This window comes from Variovorax sp. GW821-FHT09B01 (assembly GCF_059418345.1).
In genome coordinates, this window is the sequence record NZ_JBWKPQ010000011.1 from 152,146 (window position 1) to 167,749 (window position 15,604).

The window sequence follows — 15,604 nt, forward strand, 5'->3', positions numbered from 1 at the left end:
TGTCTCCGGGTAACGGTGGTTGGGGGTCAGGACTCGTCGCGCAGCCAGGTGACCGCGCCCGAATGGGTCACCGCGCCCTGGTGGGCCGGGCGCACGGTGAGCGCGTATTTTTCCAGCAAGCCACCGCGCGGCACCCCCGCGTTTACCTCACGTCCGGCGAGGCGCCGCGCGATCTCCTCGTCCGTCAGTTCCACCGAAATGGTGCGCGCCGCCGCGCGCGCGTCGATCGCGATCGGGTCGCCGTCGCGCAGCGCCGCGATCGGACCGCCGTCGGCCGCCTCGGGCCCGGCATAGCCGATGCACAGGCCGCGCGTGGCGCCCGAGAAGCGCCCGTCGGTCAGCAGCGCCACCTTGTCGCCCATGCCCTGGCCGTAGAGCAGGGCGGTGATGCCCAGCATCTCGCGCATGCCGGGGCTGCCCTTCGGGCCCTCGTTGCGGATCACGATCACGTCGCCCGCCTCGTACAGCCGGTTCTGCACCGCCGTCTGCGCCTGTTCCTCCGAATCGAACACGCGCGCCGGGCCGCGGTGCACCAGCGTCTGCAGGCCGGCGGTCTTGAGCAGCGCGCCGTCGGGGCAGAGGTTGCCCCTGAGCACCGCCAGCCCGCCGTCGCGCGTGATCGGGTTGCCGGCCTCGCGCACCACGCGGCCGTCGGGCGCCAGGGCGTCGGCCAGTTCCTCGGCCATGGTGCGGCCGGTGAAGGTGAGCACGTCGCCGTGCAGGAAGCCCTGCTCGAGCAGCGTGCGCAGGATCACGCCGGCGCCGCCGATGTAGAACACGTCGCGCGCGAGGTAGCGCCCGCCCGGGCGCAGGTCGGCGATGAGCGGCGTGCGCGCGAACACCTCGGCCACGTCGTCGAGGTGGAAGCGGATGCCGGCCTCGTGCGCGATCGCCGGCAGGTGCAGCGCGGCATTGGTCGAGCCGCCGGTGGCCGAGACCACGGCGCAGGCGTTCTCGAGCGCCTTGCGCGTGACGATGTCGCGCGGCAGCGGGCTGTCGCCCATCACCGCCTTCATCAGCGTCTTCGCGGCGCGGCGCATCAGCGGCGCGCGCTCGCTGAACACGGCCGGCACCATGCTCGAGCCGATCGGCGCGAGGCCCAGCGCCTCCGACACCATGCCCATGGTGTTGGCCGTGAACTGGCCCGCGCAGGCGCCGGCCGTGGGCAGGCAGGCGCGGCTCATGGCGTCGAGCTCGTCGTGCGTGGCCGTGCCGGCCAGCACCTTGCCGATGGTCTCGTAGGTGTCGACCACGTTGAGGTCGCGCCCGTCGGGCCCGGGCATCTGACCCGGCAGCGCCGAGCCGCCGTGCACGAACACGCTCGGCACGTTGCAGCGCACCATGCCCATCATCAGCCCCGGCAGGTTCTTGTCGCAGGCGCCGATCGCGAAGATGCCGTCCCACTGGTGGCCGCGCACCGAGGCCTCGACGCTGTCGGCGATCAGCTCGCGCGAGATCAGCGAGAAGCGCATGCCCGAGTGCGCCATGGTCAGCCCGTCGCTGACCGACACCAGCGGGCATTCGTGCGGCGTGCCGCCGCCCGCGTAGATGCCGGTCTTGGCGTGCTGCGCCTGCTCGCGCAGGTTCAGGTTGCACGGGCTCATCTCGCCGCCGGTGTGGAACACGCCGACGTGCGGGCGCTCGATGTCCTCGTCGTCCTGGCCCAGCGCATGCAGGAAGCTGCGCGTGGTCGCGCGGATCGTGCCCTCGCGGATGGTGGCGGAACGGAAGCGCGGCGGCTTGGGATCGGTGGGCGTGGTCATCGGCTGGCGGCGGGCTGGCTCGGGTGGGGGAAAAGGGTCAGAACATGCCGTTGCTGTTGGCGGCGGTCTCGGGCACCGGCTGGATCACGTCCCAGTGCTCGACGATCTTGCCGTTCTCGAGCTTGAAGATGTCGACGATCGCATTGCCGCGCGTGCCGGGCTCGCGCACCGCGTGCACGTGCAGGATCACGTAGTCGCCCTCGGCGAAGCTGCGCTTGATCTCGCTCTTCGAGTTCGGGAATTTCTCGCGCAGGAAGGCGATGAACTTGCGGAAGCCCTCGGGGCCGTCGGCCGCGGTCGGGTTGTGCTGCACGTAGCGGTTGCCCACGTACTGGAGCGCGGCCTCGGCGTCCTTCTGGTTCAGGCCCTTCTCGTAGAAGGCCAGCACGGCCTGGCGGTTGGCTTCCTGCTGGGCGCCGGGGCCGGTGGCGGGGAGTTGGGCGCAGGCCGCGAGGCCCAGCACGGCGGCGGCGGCGAAGAACTTGAGGGCGAGGCGGCGCATGCGGACTCCTGTCGTTGCTTCAGTAGCTGCTGGGAGCGGGCGCGGCCGGGGCGGCGCCGTTCCTGAACTTGGCGGCGAGCTGGCGCGCGGCCGCGGCCAGCACGATGGTGTCCACCCCCACGGCCACGAAGGTGGCGCCGGCCGCGAGCCACTTGCGTGCCTGCTCCTCGGTGGTCGAGAGGATGCCCGCGGCCTTGTCAGCCTTCTGGATGCGCGCGACCGCGTCGGCGATCACCGCCTGCACCTCGGGATGGTTGGGCTGGCCGACGAAGCCCATCGAGGCCGACAGGTCGGCCGGGCCGATGAACACGCCGTCCACGCCGGGCGTGGCCGCGATCGCGTCGAGGTTCTTCATCGCCTCCACCGTCTCGGCCTGCACCAGCAGGCAGGTCTGGGCATTGGCCTCGTGCAGGTAGTTCGGATAGGCCTGCCAGCGCGAGGCCCGCGCGAGCGCGCTGCCCATGCCGCGGATGCCCTCGGGCGGATAGCGCATGCCCTGCACCATGCGCGCGGCCTGTTCGGCGGTGTCGACCATCGGCACCAGCAGCGTCTGCGCGCCGATGTCGAGGTACTGCTTGAGCAGCGTGGTGTCGCCCACGGGCACGCGCACGATCGGCTGCGGCCGGGTCGCGCCCTCGGGCAGCGCCGACCAGGCGCTCGAGATGCCCTGCAGCTGCGCGAGCACCGAGCGCACGTCGTTGGGCGCGTGCTCGCCGTCGACCAGCAGCCAGTCGTAGCCGGTGCCGGCCAGGATCTCGGCCGCGTAGCCATCGGCCAGGCCGACCCACAGGCCGATCTGGGCGCGCTTCTCGGCCATGGCCTTCTTGAACAGGTTGATGGGGGTTTGCATGAGGTATTCCGAAGAGGTCAGACGAGGCGGAACGACACGGCGCCCAGCGGGCCGTAGTCGGCATGGAAGGTGTCGCCGGGCAGCGCGGTGGTCGGGCGCGTGAACGAGCCGCCGAGCACGACCTCGCCGGCTTCCAGGTGCTCGTCCCAGGGCGCGAGCTTGTTCGCGAGCCAGGCCACGCCGGTGGCCGGATGGTTGAGCACGGCCGCGGCCACGCCCGATTCCTCGATCACGCCGTTCTTGTAGAGCAGCGCGCTGACCCAGCGCAGGTCGACCGCATCGGGCTTGACCGGCCGCCCGCCGATCACGATGCCGGCATTGGCCGCGTTGTCGGCGATGGTGTCGAAGACCTTGCGCGGCGCCTTGGTGTGGCGGTCGAACTGCTCGATGCGCGCGTCGATGATCTCGATCGCCGGCACCACGTAGTCGGTGGCCGCGAGCACGTCGAAGATGGTCACGCCCGGGCCCTTGAGCGGCTTGCCGAGGATGAAGGCCAACTCGACCTCGATGCGCGGCGCGATGAAGCGCGCGAACGGAATGTCGGAGCCCTGCTCGAAGAACATGTCGTCGAGCAGCGTGCCGTAGTCGGGCTCGGTGATCTGGCTCGACTGCTGCATCGCGCGCGAGGTCAGGCCGATCTTGTGGCCCTTGGCCACGCGGCCCTCGGCGATCTTCTGCTTGACCCATGCGCGCGAGATCGCATAGCCGTCCTCGATGGTCATCTCGGGAAAGCGCTTGGAGAAATGCTCGACCTGCACGCGCGAGCGTTCGCTCTCGTGCAGTTCGGCCGCGAGCCGGGCGATGGTGTCGGAAGAAAGCATGGCGGTGTGTGTGGGGGTCAGCTCTTGTTGAACAGGGGATGCAGGTTGCTGTGCTTGCCGTCGTAGACCTGGCCGGGGCTCTCGTCGATCTGCAGCGTGATGCCGATGTGGCGTTGCGAGAAGACGGGCTCGAAGTGGCTTCGCACCCTGGCCAGCAGCGCGTCGCCGGCCTTCTTCTTCACGGCCTCGGAGCGGCCCGCGGCCATGCGCAGGTTGAGGTAGACGAAGGCGTAGTCGGCCTGGCCGTCGGCCACCGCGTAGTGCGCGGCCGGGTAGGCCAGCACGCGCGTGCCGCCGGTCGGGAACACCGGCTTGCCGGCCTCGTCGCGCTGTTCGAGCATGGTGTCGGCCAGCGTGCGGCACAGCGCCGACATGTCGGTCTCGACCTCGATGTTGGGCGTGTAGAGGATCACCAGGTGCGGCATGGTCGTGCTCCGTTCAAACCACCGACATCGTCGCGGCCGTGCAGGTCACCGCAAAGATCGGAATGGCCTTCATGTGGAAGATCTCCCCCTGGCCGCGCGCGGCCGCGGCCACGCTGAGGAAGGTGCGGATCTCGAAGCCGCCCTGGCCGGCCTCGCGGTAGGTCGCCTCGTCGCCGTAGTCGTCGAGCGACAGCAGCGCCTCGCGGTCGTTGGCGCACCAGCGGCGCATGAACTCGGCGTCCCACTCGGCATTGACCTTGCCCGAGTCGGGCGTGGCCGGCCAATGCGAGATGCCGCCGGTGCCCACCAGCGCGATGCGCTCGGGCACCTTGTCGCAGGCGCGGCGCAGCGCTTCGCCGAAAGCCCAGGCGCGGTGCAGCGGCGTGAGCGGCGGGCCCTGGCAGTTGATGTTGACCGGGATCACCTTGGTGTCGAAGTCCGGCGTGAGGAAATTCAGCGGCACCATGATGCCGTGGTCGAACTTCCACTCCTCGGCATAGGCCACGTCCACCGTCTGCATCACCTCGCGGATCAGCCGCTGCGACAGCGCGGCGTCGCCCGGGATGGTGTGCTTCTCGATGCCGAGCCACTTCGGGTCCTCGATCGGGCCCTCGTAGCTGTCGGCCATGCCGATCGCATAGGCCGGCATGTTGTTCATGAAGAAGTTCGCGAAGTGCTCGGCCGCGATCACGATCACCGCGTCGGGCCTGGTCGCGCGCATGGCCTCGCCGAAGCGATGGAACTGCGCGTGGAACTCGTCCTTCACCGCCGGGTCGGCGAGATGCGCGCGGCCGGTGATGCCGGGGGCGTGGCTGCACACGCCTGCGAATACGAGACTCATACGCCCGCCACTTTCTCGTCGGTTCCGGTTGTCATTGCATAGATGCCGGCACGCACCGGCCCGTACTTGCGCACGCCCTCGCGCATGGCCTCGAGGTAGTCGGCCCACGGGATGCCCAAGAGCGGCGCGAAGTGCATCAGCAGCTGCCCGTTGCAGCCCAGCACGTAGAGCTTGCCGACGTCGCCGCCGTCGATCGCTTCGCGCTCCTCGTCGCTGAGGTCGTAGCCGCCGAGCAGCGCCTTGCGCGTGTCGCCGCCTTCGGCATAGCGCCGCTGCACCTCGGCATCGCGGTTGAGCGCGAACAGGAATTTCTGCATCGCATAGAGGCTCATGGTCAGCCCTCGATCTGGATGTTGGCCTTGCGGATCACGTCGCCGTACTTCGCGATCTCGCTCTGGACGAAGACCGCGAAACGCTCGGGCGAGCCCGACAGCGACGCGATGCCGCCCTTGCGGAAGGCCTCGGTCACCACCGGTCCCGCGAGCGCGCGGTTGACCTCGGCGTTCACGCGCTGCACCACGGCGTCGGGCGTGCCGGCGGGCGCCAGCAGGCCGTTCCACGAATTGGACTCGATCGCCACGCCCTGTTCGGCCAGTGTGGGAATGTTCGGCGCGTACTGCGAGCGCTGCGCGGTCGCCATGCCCAGCGCCACCAGCTTGCCGCCCTCGACGTGGCCGCGGAACTCGGGCCAGTTGCCGAACATCATCGTGACCTGGCCGCCGAGCAGGTCGGTCAGCGCCGGGCCCTGGCCCTTGTAGGGCACGTGCACGATGTCCAGGCCCATCTGCAGCTTGAGCATCTCGCCCGAGAGGTGGGCCGAGGTGCCGTTGCCGAAGGAGGCGAAGCTCAGCGTACCGGGCCTGGCCTTGGCCTGGTCGCGCAGGTCGGCCAGCGTCTTCAGGCCGCTGCCCGGATGGGTGGCGAGCACATGCTCCGACATGCCCATCAGCGCCACCGGGCGCAGGTCCTTCAGCGTGTCGTAGGGCAGCTTGCGCACCAGCGTCTGGTTGGCCGCGAAGCTGTTGGCCACGCAGACGAAGCTGTAGCCGTCGGGCGCGGCCTTGGCGACCGTGTCGACGCCGATCACCGTGCCCGCGCCGGGCTTGTTCTCGATCACCACGGGCTGGCCCAGCGTCTTCGCGAGCTCGGTGCCGACCAGCCGCGCGACGAAGTCGGTGGTGCCGCCGGGCGGGAAGGGCACGACGATGCGCACCGGCCGGGCCGGCCACGCGGCCTGGGCGCGCGCCAGCATCGGCAGTGCCGCGAAGGCGGCCGTGCCTTGCAGCAGCGTGCGGCGACCCAGGCTCATGCCACGCCCCAATGGGGGATGTGGTGCGAGCCCATCGACACCGCCACGTTCTTCGGTTCGCAGAACACCTCGTAGCTCCAGGTGCCGCCTTCGCGGCCGGTGCCCGAGGCCTTGGTGCCGCCGAAGGGCTGGCGCAGGTCGCGCACGTTCTGGCTGTTGACGAAGCACATGCCGGCCTCCACGGCCGCGGCCACGCGGTGCGCCTTGCCGATGTTCTCGGTCCAGACGTAGCTCGACAGGCCGTACTGGATGTCGTTGGCGAGCTCGATGGCATGCGCCTCGTCGCGGAACGGGATCAGGCAGGCGACGGGGCCGAAGATCTCGTCCTGCGCGATCTTCATGCGGTTGTCGACGTCGGCGAACACCGTGGGCACCACGTAGTTGCCCTTCTTCACGCGGTCGGGCAGGTTGCTCGGTGCTTCGAGGCCGCCGCACAGCAGGGTGGCGCCTTCCTTCGGGCCCAGCTCGATGTAGCTGCGCACCTTGGCCAGGTGGGCCTGCGAGATCATCGGGCCGACGATGGTCTTCTCGTCGAGCGGATCGCCCACCGTGATGCGCCTGGCGCGCTCGGCGAACTTGGCGGCGAAGTCGGCGTAGATCGACTGCTGCACCAGGATGCGCGAGCCGGCCGTGCAGCGTTCGCCGTTGTTGCTGAAGATCATGAACACGGCCGCGTCGAGCGCGCGGTCGAGGTCGGCGTCGTCGAAGATCACGAACGGGCTCTTGCCGCCGAGCTCCATGCTGAACTTCTTGAGGCCCGCGCTCTTCACGATGCGGTTGCCGGTGGCGGTGGAGCCGGTGAACGAGATCGCGCGGACGTCGGGGTGCGCCACCAGCGGCTCGCCCGCTTCCTTGCCGTAGCCGTGCACCAGGTTCAGCACGCCGGGCGGAATGCCGGCCTCGAGCGCCAGCTCGCCGAGGCGCGCGGCCGAGAGCGGCGAGAGCTCGCTCATCTTCAGCACGGCCGTGTTGCCGAAGGCCAGGCAGGGCGCGACCTTCCAGGTGGCGGTCATGAAGGGCACGTTCCACGGACTGATCAGCGCGCACACGCCGACCGGGTGGAACAGCGTGTAGTTCAGGTGCGTGGGCGTGGGGTAGGTGTGGCCGTCGACGCGCGTGCACATCTCGGCGAAGTAGTAGAAGTTGTCGGCCGCGCGCGGCACCAGCTGCTTGCCGGTTTGCGCGATGACCTGGCCGCAGTCGTTGGTCTCGGTCTGCGCGATCTCGGGCACGTTCTTCGCGATCAGGTCGCCGAGCTTGCGGATCAGCTTCGCGCGCTCGGGCGCGGGCATGCCGGCCCACTTTGGGAAGGCTTCCTTGGCGGCGGCCACGGCCGCGTTCACCTCGGCCTCGCCGCCGGAGGCGACTTCGGCCAGCACTTCCTGCGTGGCGGGGTTGACGGTCTCGAAGTAGTCCGAGCCCTTGACGGACTTGCCGCCGATGAGATGGTCGATCTGTTGCATGAGGGAATCCGGTTCAGTCCAGTTTGATGTCGCGCGCCTTGATCAAGGCATGCCATTTCTTGCGCTCCGCATCGGTGTAGCGCGTCATTTCGGTGGCGTCGGCGGGGCGGGCCTCCCAGCCGGCGTCGTAGAGCTTCTGGCGCACGCCGGCATCGGCCATGGCCTTCTGCAGCTCGGTGCCGAGCTTCGCCTGCACCTCCTTCGGCGTGGCCGCGGGCACGACCAGGCCCTGCCAGGTGTAGGCCTCGACGTTGGCGAAGCCCAGTTCCCTGGCGGTGGGAATGTTCGGCAGTTGCGGCACGCGCTCGGCCGACATGGCGAGCAGCGGCACCACCTTGCCGGCCTTGACCGCGCTCACGCCGCTGGGCAGGTCGAGCATCATCAGCGCGACCTGGCCGCCCATCAGGTCCTGCAGCGCGGGCGCACCACCCTTGTAGGGCACGTGCAGCATCGACACGCCGGCTTCGCGCTGGAACAGTTCGTAGGCGAGATGGTGCGGGCTGCCGGTGCCCGGCGTCGCGATGCTGTACTTGCCGGGCGAGGCCTTGAGCGCGGCCAGCAGCGCCTTCGCGTCGGCGATGCCCGCGTTGGGCGCGGCCGTGATGATCAGCGGCGAGCGGCCCATCATGCCGACCAGCGCGAAGTCCTTCTCGGCGTCGTAGGGCAGCTTCTTGTAGAGCGCGGGGTTGTAGACCAGCACGCCGTTGTCGGCCGAGAACACGGTGTAGCCGTCGCCGGGCGAGCGCGCCACGTTCTCCGACGCGATGATCGCGCCGGCACCGGGCCGGTTGTCGACCAGCACCGGCTGGCCCAGCTGCTGCGACACCTGCGCGCCCACGGTGCGCGCGAGGAAGTCGGTGCCGCCGCCGGCCGGATAGCCGACCACCCAGCGCACCGGCTTGGCGGGATAGGCGGTCTGCGCGACGGCGAGGGCCGAGACGGCCAGCGCCATCGTCGCTGCCGCCACGGATTGGAGAAGCTTCTTGCCGGTGATCATGTCGTGTCGTCTCCGCTGATTTCTTGGGCGTGTGAATGGAAAAGGAAAGCGCGCCGCGCGGGCGCGCTGGAAAAAAATCAGGCCGCCGCGATGGTGTTGACCAGCGCGCCGATGCCCTCGATCTCGGTCACGATCTCGTCGCCGGGCTGGCAGTCGACCACGCCGTCGGGCGTGCCGGTCAGGATCAGGTCGCCCGGCGACAGCGTCATGAAGCGGCTGAAGTACTCGATCAGAAAGGGCGCGTCGAAGATCATGTCGCGCGTGTTGCCCTGCTGTGTGACCTGGCCGTTGACCGTGGTGCGCAGCGCGAGCGCCATCGGGTCGGCCACGTCCTTCGCATCCACCAGCCAGGGGCCGATCGGCGTGCAGGTGTCGCGGTTCTTCACGCGCAGGTTGGGGCGGTACCAGTTCTCGAGGTAGTCGCGGATCGCGTAGTCGTTGGCCACGGTGTAGCCGCCGATGAAGTCGTAGGCGTCGTCGCGCTTCACGTGGCGCGCGGTCTTGCCGATCACGATCGCGAGCTCGCACTCGTAGTGCATGAACTGCACGCCGGCCGGGCGGAAGGTCTTCTGGCGGTGGCCGATCAGCGCGCTCTGGCCCTTGACGAAGACCAGCGGCTCCTCGGGCGCCTTGAACTCGAGTTCCTTCGCGTGGTCGGCGTAGTTGAGGCCGAGCGCGAGGATGGTGCGCGGGCGCGGCGTGGGCGCGAGCGGCGGCAGCCAGTCGACGGCGTCGAAGCCGACCACGCGGCCATCGGCCAGCCGCAGCGCGCCGTCGTGTTCGACGGCCTCGTGCACTGCGTTCTCGTAGCGGATGCGTGCGTGCTTCATGCGGCGGCTCCCGTCTCTTCTGCAACCAGGGTGTTGGTGAGCGTCTCGAAGCCCGGCGCAGAGATCTCGATGCGGTCGCCCACGCGTGCCAGCGGCCGGCCCGCGCCGCAGCCGAGCATCAGCACGTCGCCGTGCGCCAGCGTCATGAATTCGCCGACCTCGGCCAGCAGCTGGCGCGCGGGGCGCACCAGCGTGGAGAAGTCCAGCGTCTGCTGGAGCTCGCCGTTGATGCGCACCTCGACGCGGAACGCCGCGGGATCGTCCACCTCCTGCGCGTCGCGCAGCGCGGGGCCGATGCCGAGGAAGCCGTCGAGGCATTTGAACTTGACCGGCGGGCGGAAGAAGCTGGCATGCGGCACCGACAGGTCGTTCATCGGCACGAAGCCTTCGATGTCGCCGTCGGCGCCGACCACCATGCCGATGCTCGCGCCCACCTCGACCTCGGGCACGTTCGCCGGCACGGGGATCGCGGCGCCATGCGGGCTCCAGGTGTTGGCGGTCTTGACGTAGAGCACCGGCGCCTTGGGCGGCGCCTTGTAGGGCGGGGCGCTCATCTGCGGCGCGAGCGCTTCCACCTCGGCGCGGAAGTTGAGCAGCGTGCCGTAGACGGTGCCGGCGGGAAGGAAATGGGAAGGTGAAGGTGAAGAAGGGGGGCTCATGGCTGTTCCAGTGCGATCAGTTCGTCGAGCAGCTCGTAGAGCTGGCCGAGCTTGTCCTTGCCCAGGGATTGCTCCATCCACTGGTAGTGCGCCTCGATGCTCGAGGACAGCTTGTTCACCAGCTTCATGCCGCGCGGCGTGGCCTCGACCACGGTGCGGCGCTGGTCGGCCGGGTCGCGGCTGCGCGTGATCAGGTCGTCGCGCTCCATGCGTGCGAGCACGCCCGTGAGGCTGGGCCCGAGGATGAAGGCCTCGCGCGCCACGCGGCCGGTTTCGACCGCGCCGTGTTCGCCGAGCACGCGCAGCACGCGCCACTGCTGGTCCGACAGCGCATGCACGCGCAGGCTGGGCCGGGTGTGGGCCATGACGGCTTCGCGCGCCTGCAGCAGCAGGCGCGGAAGGTTGCGGTGGGTGAAGGCGGTGCTCATGTCGATCGATTTATTTAACATGTTAAATGATCGGCAAAAAAACACGGCTACGGGATAACCCTGGCCCGCGCGGGCCAGGGTGGTTTGCCTCAATCGATGGTCGCGCCCGAGGCGCGGATCACCTGCCCCCAGCGTTCCGATTCGCTGCGGATGTAGGCCGCGAGCTGCGCGGGCGTGCTCGAGCCGGGCTCGAAGCCGTCGTTCTCTAGCTTCTGGCGCAGCGCGGGCTGGGCGATCACCTTCGCGATCTCCTGGCTCAGCCGCTCGACCACCGGCGCCGGCGTGCCCGCGGGCGCGACGATGCTCTGCCAGGCCACGGCCTCGAAATCGGCGGTGCCCGGCAGCCGCGACTCGGCCACGGTCGGCACGTCGGGGAAGGTGGGCTGGCGCTTCTTCGAGGTCACGGCCAGCGCGCGCAGCTTGCCGCTGCGCACGTGCTGCAGCGCCGGCGCGATGTCGGTGAACATCAGCTGCAGCTGGCCGCCGAGCAGGTCGGTGAGCGCGAGCGCGCTGCCCTTGTAGGGCACGTGCGTCATCGCGGTGCCGGTGGCGAACTTGAACATCTCGGCGCCCAGGTGCTGCGGGCTGCCGTTGCCGGCCGAGCCGTAGCTCAGGCCTTCGGGTTTGGACTTGGCGAGCGCCACCAGCTCGGCCAGCGTGCGCGCGGGCACCGAGGGATGCACCACCACCATCAGCGGCACCGCGCCGATCAGGCCCACGGGCGCGAAGTCCTTCGCCGGGTCGTACGAGAGCTTCTTGTAGAGCCAGGGATTGATCGCGAGCGTGGTGCTGGTGGCCACCAGCAAGGTCGACCCGTCGGGCGCCGCGCGCGCCACCTGCGAGGCGCCGATGGCGGTGCCCGCGCCGGGCTTGTTGTCGACGATCACGGTGCGGCCGAGCGCCGTGCCGAGCTGCTGCGCGATCAGCCGGCCGAGCATGTCGGTGGTGCCGCCGGGCGCGTAGGGCACGACGATGGTGATGGGCCTGTCGTTCTGCGCCAGCGCGGCGAGCGGGCCGGCGGCGCAGGCGGCGGCGGACAGGGCACCGAGCTGGCGCAGGGCGTGGCGGCGGTTCATGCGGATGTCTCTCTTTCTTCGTTGGATTCGGAAGCAGCGGCTGGCGTGGCGCCGCGCAGCAGGTCGACCAGCGCCTCGGGATCGGCCGGCACGGCATCGCCGCGCCAGGCCACGTGCTGGTCGGGGCGCGAGATCACGAGCGCGCGGTCGTAGAGCGTGGCGGCTTCGGGGCCGTCGATGTCGAGCACGCGCAGCGGCAGCCCGCGCGCGGCGGCCGCGGCCACGAGCGGCGCCACATCGAGCGCCGGATCGCGGCGCAGCAGCACGTAGCCCTCGCCGAGCGCGGCCATCGCGTCGTAGAGCGAGCGGCCGTCGGCCAGCCACAGGTGCGGCGTGCGGCAGCCGGGCACGGTGGACGGCTTGAAGTCGTACATGGTGTAGGCCGGCGCGGCCTCGCCGTCGTAGGCGATCAGCGGCGAGGCGTCGTAGAAGTAGCCGAAGTTCAGCCCGCCGCAGCAGTACTGCTGCACGTTGAGGTCGTACAGCGCCTGGCCGCGCGCGGCGCGCAGCGCGTCGCCCTCGGGGCCCGGTGCCTCGATGCCCTCGGGCACGCCCTCGCGCTGCTTCTGCAGGGCCAGCGCATGGTTCATCGCGAATTTCGAGACCTGCTCGGTGATCGGCTGGCGTTCGGCCTCGTGCGCGCCGAGCGCGGCCTCGGCGAGCCAGCCGCGCAGGTGGCCCGAGAGCAGCCACGACAGGTTCATCGCGTCGGCGATGCCGGCGTTCATGCCGTAGCCCGCCATCGGAATCCACAGGTGGGCCGCGTCGCCGCAGATGAAGACGCGGCGGTCGCGGAAGCGCTCGGCCACCAGGCGGCGGCCGATCCAGTCCTCCTTCGAGATCACCTCGTACTCGAAGTCCGGCCCCACGCCGAGGATCTGGCGGATCGCCCAGTCGCGGTCGATCGATTCGAAGTCGGTCTCGTCGGCCAGCAGGTAGTTGTGCAGCAGCCAGGTCTCGCGCCCGTCGATCGCATAGACGTTGCCGCAGCGCCGCGGATTGAGCGCGAAGGTGGCCCAGGCCGGCTTGTTCTTCAGCAGGCCCAGCAGCGCGGGCGCGCGGAAGTAGGTCGACTGCACGCGGCCCACCACGTCGGTGCCGCGCAGGTTGGCGCCGATCTTCTTGCGCACCGTCGAGCGTCCGCCGTCGCAGCCGATCAGGTAGCGGCAGCGGATGCGCACCGCGCTGCCGTCGTCGAGGTCGACGCCGGTCGCCCACACGCCCTCGTCGTCCTGCTCGAAGTCGTCGATGCGCGTGCGGTTGCGGATGCGCAGGCCCGGCGTGGCCTCGGCATGCGCGAACAGCACCGGCTCGAGGAAGATCTGGTTGATGCGGTGCGGCGGCTCGGCCGTGGGCCACCAGGTGTCGGGGCCGCCGGTGGCGGTGTAGCGCTCGCGCCGCGCGGGGATCGGGATGCGCGAGAGCTCGGGTCCCGTCACCGTGGTGCGGTAGGCCACGTCGTTCGGATAGTCGGCCGGCAGGCCCGCGTCGCGCAGTGCCTGCGCCACGCCGAGCCGGCGGAAGATCTCCATCGAGCGGGCCGACACGTGGTTGCACTTCACGTTCGGTGGCTCGCCGCGGTGGCGGATCTCGGTGACCAGCACGTCGATGCCGCGTTGCGCCAGGTCGATGGCCAGCGTGAGGCCGACCGGCCCGCCGCCGACGATCAGCACCTGCGCCTGCAGTGGTTCTGTCATGGGTTCGTTTGTCTCTCGTTGTGGACGGCGGCCATTACAGTGCCGAAGTGCCATCCGACAGAAGTGAAACTTTCATGGCCATTCATAAAAAGCCTTTATCAATGCGCGGCGTGCCCTCGGTGCGCCAGCTGCGCGCCTTCGCGGCCGTCTACCACAGCGGCCAGCTGTCGAGCGCCGCCGCGGCGCTGTCGCTCACCCAGCCGGCGGTCAGCGTGCTGCTGCGCGAGCTCGAGGACCGGCTCGGCGTGCGGCTGTTCGACCGCACCACGCGCAGCCTGCACCGCACCGCCGCGGCCGACGAGGCCATCGGCCATGCCGAGCGCGTGCTGGCCGAGCTCGACGCGCTGGGCAGCGGCATGGCCGAGCTCGCGGCCGGGCGGCGCGGCCGGCTGCGCATCGCGGTCACTTCGACCATCGCGCAGACGCTGATGCCGCGCGCGCTGCGCCGCTACACGCAGCAGCATCCCGAGGTGAAGGTCGCGATCGACGACTGCGCGCCGAGCCAGTTCGTCGAGACCGTGCTCAGCGGCCAGGTCGACTTCGGCGTCGGCACGCTGCAGGCGCGCACGCCGGGCCTGGACGAGCGCGTGTTCGTGCACGACCACCTCGCCGTGATCGCCGACCGCGACCTGCCGCTGCCCGGCGGCGCCGCGGGCATCACCTGGCGCCAGCTCGCGGCGCTGCGGCTCATCACGGTCAAGCCCGGCTACGGCGTGCGCAACAGCATCGATGCCGCGGCCGCCGAGGCCGGCGTGCGGCTCGAGATCGCCTACGAGGTGACCTTGCTGACCACCGCGCTCGCGATGGCCGCGGGCGGGCTCGGGCCGGCGCTGCTGCCGGCCTCGATCCTCGCGCATGCCGATCCCTCGCGGCTGGTCGCGCGCCGGCTGATCCGGCCGACCGTGGCGCGCAACATCGCGGTGGTCACGCGGCAGGGCCGTTCGCTGTCGCCGGCCGCGGCCGCCTTCGCCGACCTGCTGGCGAGCGAATTCGCGATCTGAAGGCTCAGGCGCGCGGCCGCGCGAGATAGGCCTGCATGGTCTCGATGAAGGTCTTGGCCGCCACCGAGAGCGTGCGGTCGCGCTTGGCGACCACCGAGATGTTGCGCGTCACCACCGGCGCGTGGATCTTGCGCGCCACCAGTTCCTTGAAGCCGCACTGCGCCACCAGCTCGGCCGGCACGATCGACGCGCCCAGGCCCGAGGCGCTCATCGCGAGCGCGGTGGTCAACAGCGACACCTCCTGCTGGATGTCGAGCGCCACGTTGGCCGCGCGCGCGGTGCGGTCGATGGCATTGCGGATGCCGTAGCCGGCCTTCACCGTGATCAGCGCATGGCCCGCGAGGTCGCTCCAGCGCACCTGGCGGCGGCGCGCCAGCGGATGGCTGGGCAGGCACACCAGCGCCAGGTGGTCGTGGATCAGCGTGCGCTGGCTCAGCGCCGCCACCTCCTGGTCGGGCGAGCCGATGCCGAAGTCCACCTGCTCCGAGAGGATGCGGGGCACGAACTGCTCGGTCTCGCAGTCGACCAGCTGCACGCGCACGCCCGGGTGCAGGTCGTTGAAATGCCGGATCACCGGCGGCACCAGCGTCAGCGCGATGGTCGGCGTGACCGCGATGCCGATGCGCCCGCTGGGCGCGGCCTGGCCGCGGAAGCCGGTCTCGAGCGAACGCACGTCGCGCAGGATGCGCTCGGCCACCGGCAGCATCTCGTGCGCGGCCTCGGTCGGGCTCAGCGAGCGCGTGGTGCGGTCGAACAGGCTGGTGCCGGTGGCGGCCTCGAGCTGGCGGACCAGCACGCTGACGGCCGAGTGCGTGAGGTAGAGCCGGTCGGCCGCCGCGCTGAGCTTGCGCCAGCGATAGACCTCCACGAAGGCGCGCAGCTGGCGCAGGCTGGTGCCGGGGATCGAGCCATCGTGATTCATGAATTTATTTCGACGCTTGC

17 protein-coding genes are annotated in these 15,604 nt (G+C 70.3%); 1 reads left to right on the forward strand and 16 read right to left on the reverse strand.

The annotated features are described in order from the left end of the window. Positions 1 to 26: 26 nt before the first annotated feature. From ilvD to AC07RV_RS27120, 15 genes are all read right to left on the reverse strand, one after another. Positions 27 to 1,763 (reverse strand): dihydroxy-acid dehydratase, encoded by a 1,737-nt coding sequence (gene ilvD, locus AC07RV_RS27050; protein WP_296774558.1) that lies wholly within the window; start codon positions 1,761 to 1,763, stop codon positions 27 to 29. A gap of 37 nt (positions 1,764 to 1,800) precedes the next feature. Continuing rightward, positions 1,801 to 2,265: a nuclear transport factor 2 family protein gene (locus AC07RV_RS27055; RefSeq protein ID WP_296774560.1), complete on the reverse strand. Its 465-nt coding sequence runs from the start codon at positions 2,263 to 2,265 to the stop codon at positions 1,801 to 1,803. A gap of 19 nt (positions 2,266 to 2,284) precedes the next feature. Continuing rightward, a complete protein-coding gene (hpaI, locus tag AC07RV_RS27060) occupies positions 2,285 to 3,115 on the reverse strand; it encodes a 4-hydroxy-2-oxoheptanedioate aldolase (protein ID WP_296774562.1) in 831 nt (276 codons plus the stop codon). A gap of 17 nt (positions 3,116 to 3,132) precedes the next feature. Beyond that, positions 3,133 to 3,936 (reverse strand): 2-oxo-hept-4-ene-1,7-dioate hydratase, encoded by an 804-nt coding sequence (gene hpaH, locus AC07RV_RS27065; protein WP_203203728.1) that lies wholly within the window; start codon positions 3,934 to 3,936, stop codon positions 3,133 to 3,135. Positions 3,937 to 3,953: 17 nt separating this feature from the next. After that, positions 3,954 to 4,361, reverse strand: a complete 408-nt coding sequence (locus AC07RV_RS27070) for a 5-carboxymethyl-2-hydroxymuconate Delta-isomerase (RefSeq protein WP_296774564.1) — start codon at positions 4,359 to 4,361, stop codon at positions 3,954 to 3,956. A gap of 13 nt (positions 4,362 to 4,374) precedes the next feature. Then, positions 4,375 to 5,202, reverse strand: a complete 828-nt coding sequence (locus AC07RV_RS27075) for a DODA-type extradiol aromatic ring-opening family dioxygenase (RefSeq protein WP_296774565.1) — start codon at positions 5,200 to 5,202, stop codon at positions 4,375 to 4,377. Next, complete coding sequence (locus tag AC07RV_RS27080; RefSeq protein ID WP_208510163.1) at positions 5,199 to 5,534, reverse strand: aromatic ring-opening dioxygenase subunit LigA; 336 nt, start codon at positions 5,532 to 5,534, stop codon at positions 5,199 to 5,201. Before AC07RV_RS27080 ends, AC07RV_RS27075 begins: the two co-directional genes overlap by 4 nt. A gap of 2 nt (positions 5,535 to 5,536) precedes the next feature. After that, positions 5,537 to 6,511, reverse strand: coding sequence for a tripartite tricarboxylate transporter substrate binding protein (locus tag AC07RV_RS27085; RefSeq protein WP_296774566.1), 975 nt, complete (start codon positions 6,509 to 6,511; stop codon positions 5,537 to 5,539). Continuing rightward, entirely contained in the window at positions 6,508 to 7,974 is a 1,467-nt protein-coding gene (gene hpaE / locus AC07RV_RS27090) for a 5-carboxymethyl-2-hydroxymuconate semialdehyde dehydrogenase (RefSeq protein ID WP_057592752.1), read from the reverse strand. Before hpaE ends, AC07RV_RS27085 begins: the two co-directional genes overlap by 4 nt. Positions 7,975 to 7,987: 13 nt before the next feature. Further along, complete coding sequence (locus AC07RV_RS27095) at positions 7,988 to 8,971, reverse strand: Bug family tripartite tricarboxylate transporter substrate binding protein (protein ID WP_296774567.1); 984 nt, start codon at positions 8,969 to 8,971, stop codon at positions 7,988 to 7,990. A gap of 77 nt (positions 8,972 to 9,048) precedes the next feature. Beyond that, positions 9,049 to 9,801: a fumarylacetoacetate hydrolase family protein gene (locus AC07RV_RS27100; protein ID WP_261211948.1), complete on the reverse strand. Its 753-nt coding sequence runs from the start codon at positions 9,799 to 9,801 to the stop codon at positions 9,049 to 9,051. Further along, a complete protein-coding gene (locus AC07RV_RS27105; protein ID WP_203203733.1) occupies positions 9,798 to 10,460 on the reverse strand; it encodes a fumarylacetoacetate hydrolase family protein in 663 nt (220 codons plus the stop codon). Before AC07RV_RS27105 ends, AC07RV_RS27100 begins: the two co-directional genes overlap by 4 nt. Next, on the reverse strand, positions 10,457 to 10,888 hold the full coding sequence (hpaR, locus tag AC07RV_RS27110; RefSeq protein WP_093343992.1) for a homoprotocatechuate degradation operon regulator HpaR: 432 nt from the start codon (positions 10,886 to 10,888) through the stop codon (positions 10,457 to 10,459). The genes AC07RV_RS27105 and hpaR overlap by 4 nt, the downstream gene beginning before the upstream one ends. Positions 10,889 to 10,977: 89 nt before the next feature. Further along, positions 10,978 to 11,964 (reverse strand): Bug family tripartite tricarboxylate transporter substrate binding protein, encoded by a 987-nt coding sequence (locus tag AC07RV_RS27115; protein ID WP_296774570.1) that lies wholly within the window; start codon positions 11,962 to 11,964, stop codon positions 10,978 to 10,980. Further along, positions 11,961 to 13,661, reverse strand: a complete 1,701-nt coding sequence (locus tag AC07RV_RS27120; protein WP_296774572.1) for an FAD-dependent oxidoreductase — start codon at positions 13,659 to 13,661, stop codon at positions 11,961 to 11,963. Before AC07RV_RS27120 ends, AC07RV_RS27115 begins: the two co-directional genes overlap by 4 nt. A 74-nt stretch (positions 13,662 to 13,735) precedes the next feature. On the opposite strand from AC07RV_RS27120, the gene AC07RV_RS27125 reads away from it, so the two are divergent. Then, positions 13,736 to 14,662, forward strand: coding sequence for a LysR family transcriptional regulator (locus AC07RV_RS27125; protein WP_296774573.1), 927 nt, complete (start codon positions 13,736 to 13,738; stop codon positions 14,660 to 14,662). 4 nt (positions 14,663 to 14,666) lie between these two features. Here the strand turns inward: AC07RV_RS27125 and AC07RV_RS27130 are convergent, their stop codons facing one another. Beyond that, on the reverse strand, positions 14,667 to 15,584 hold the full coding sequence (locus tag AC07RV_RS27130; protein WP_093343997.1) for a LysR family transcriptional regulator: 918 nt from the start codon (positions 15,582 to 15,584) through the stop codon (positions 14,667 to 14,669). Between the last annotated feature and the right edge of the window lie 20 nt (positions 15,585 to 15,604).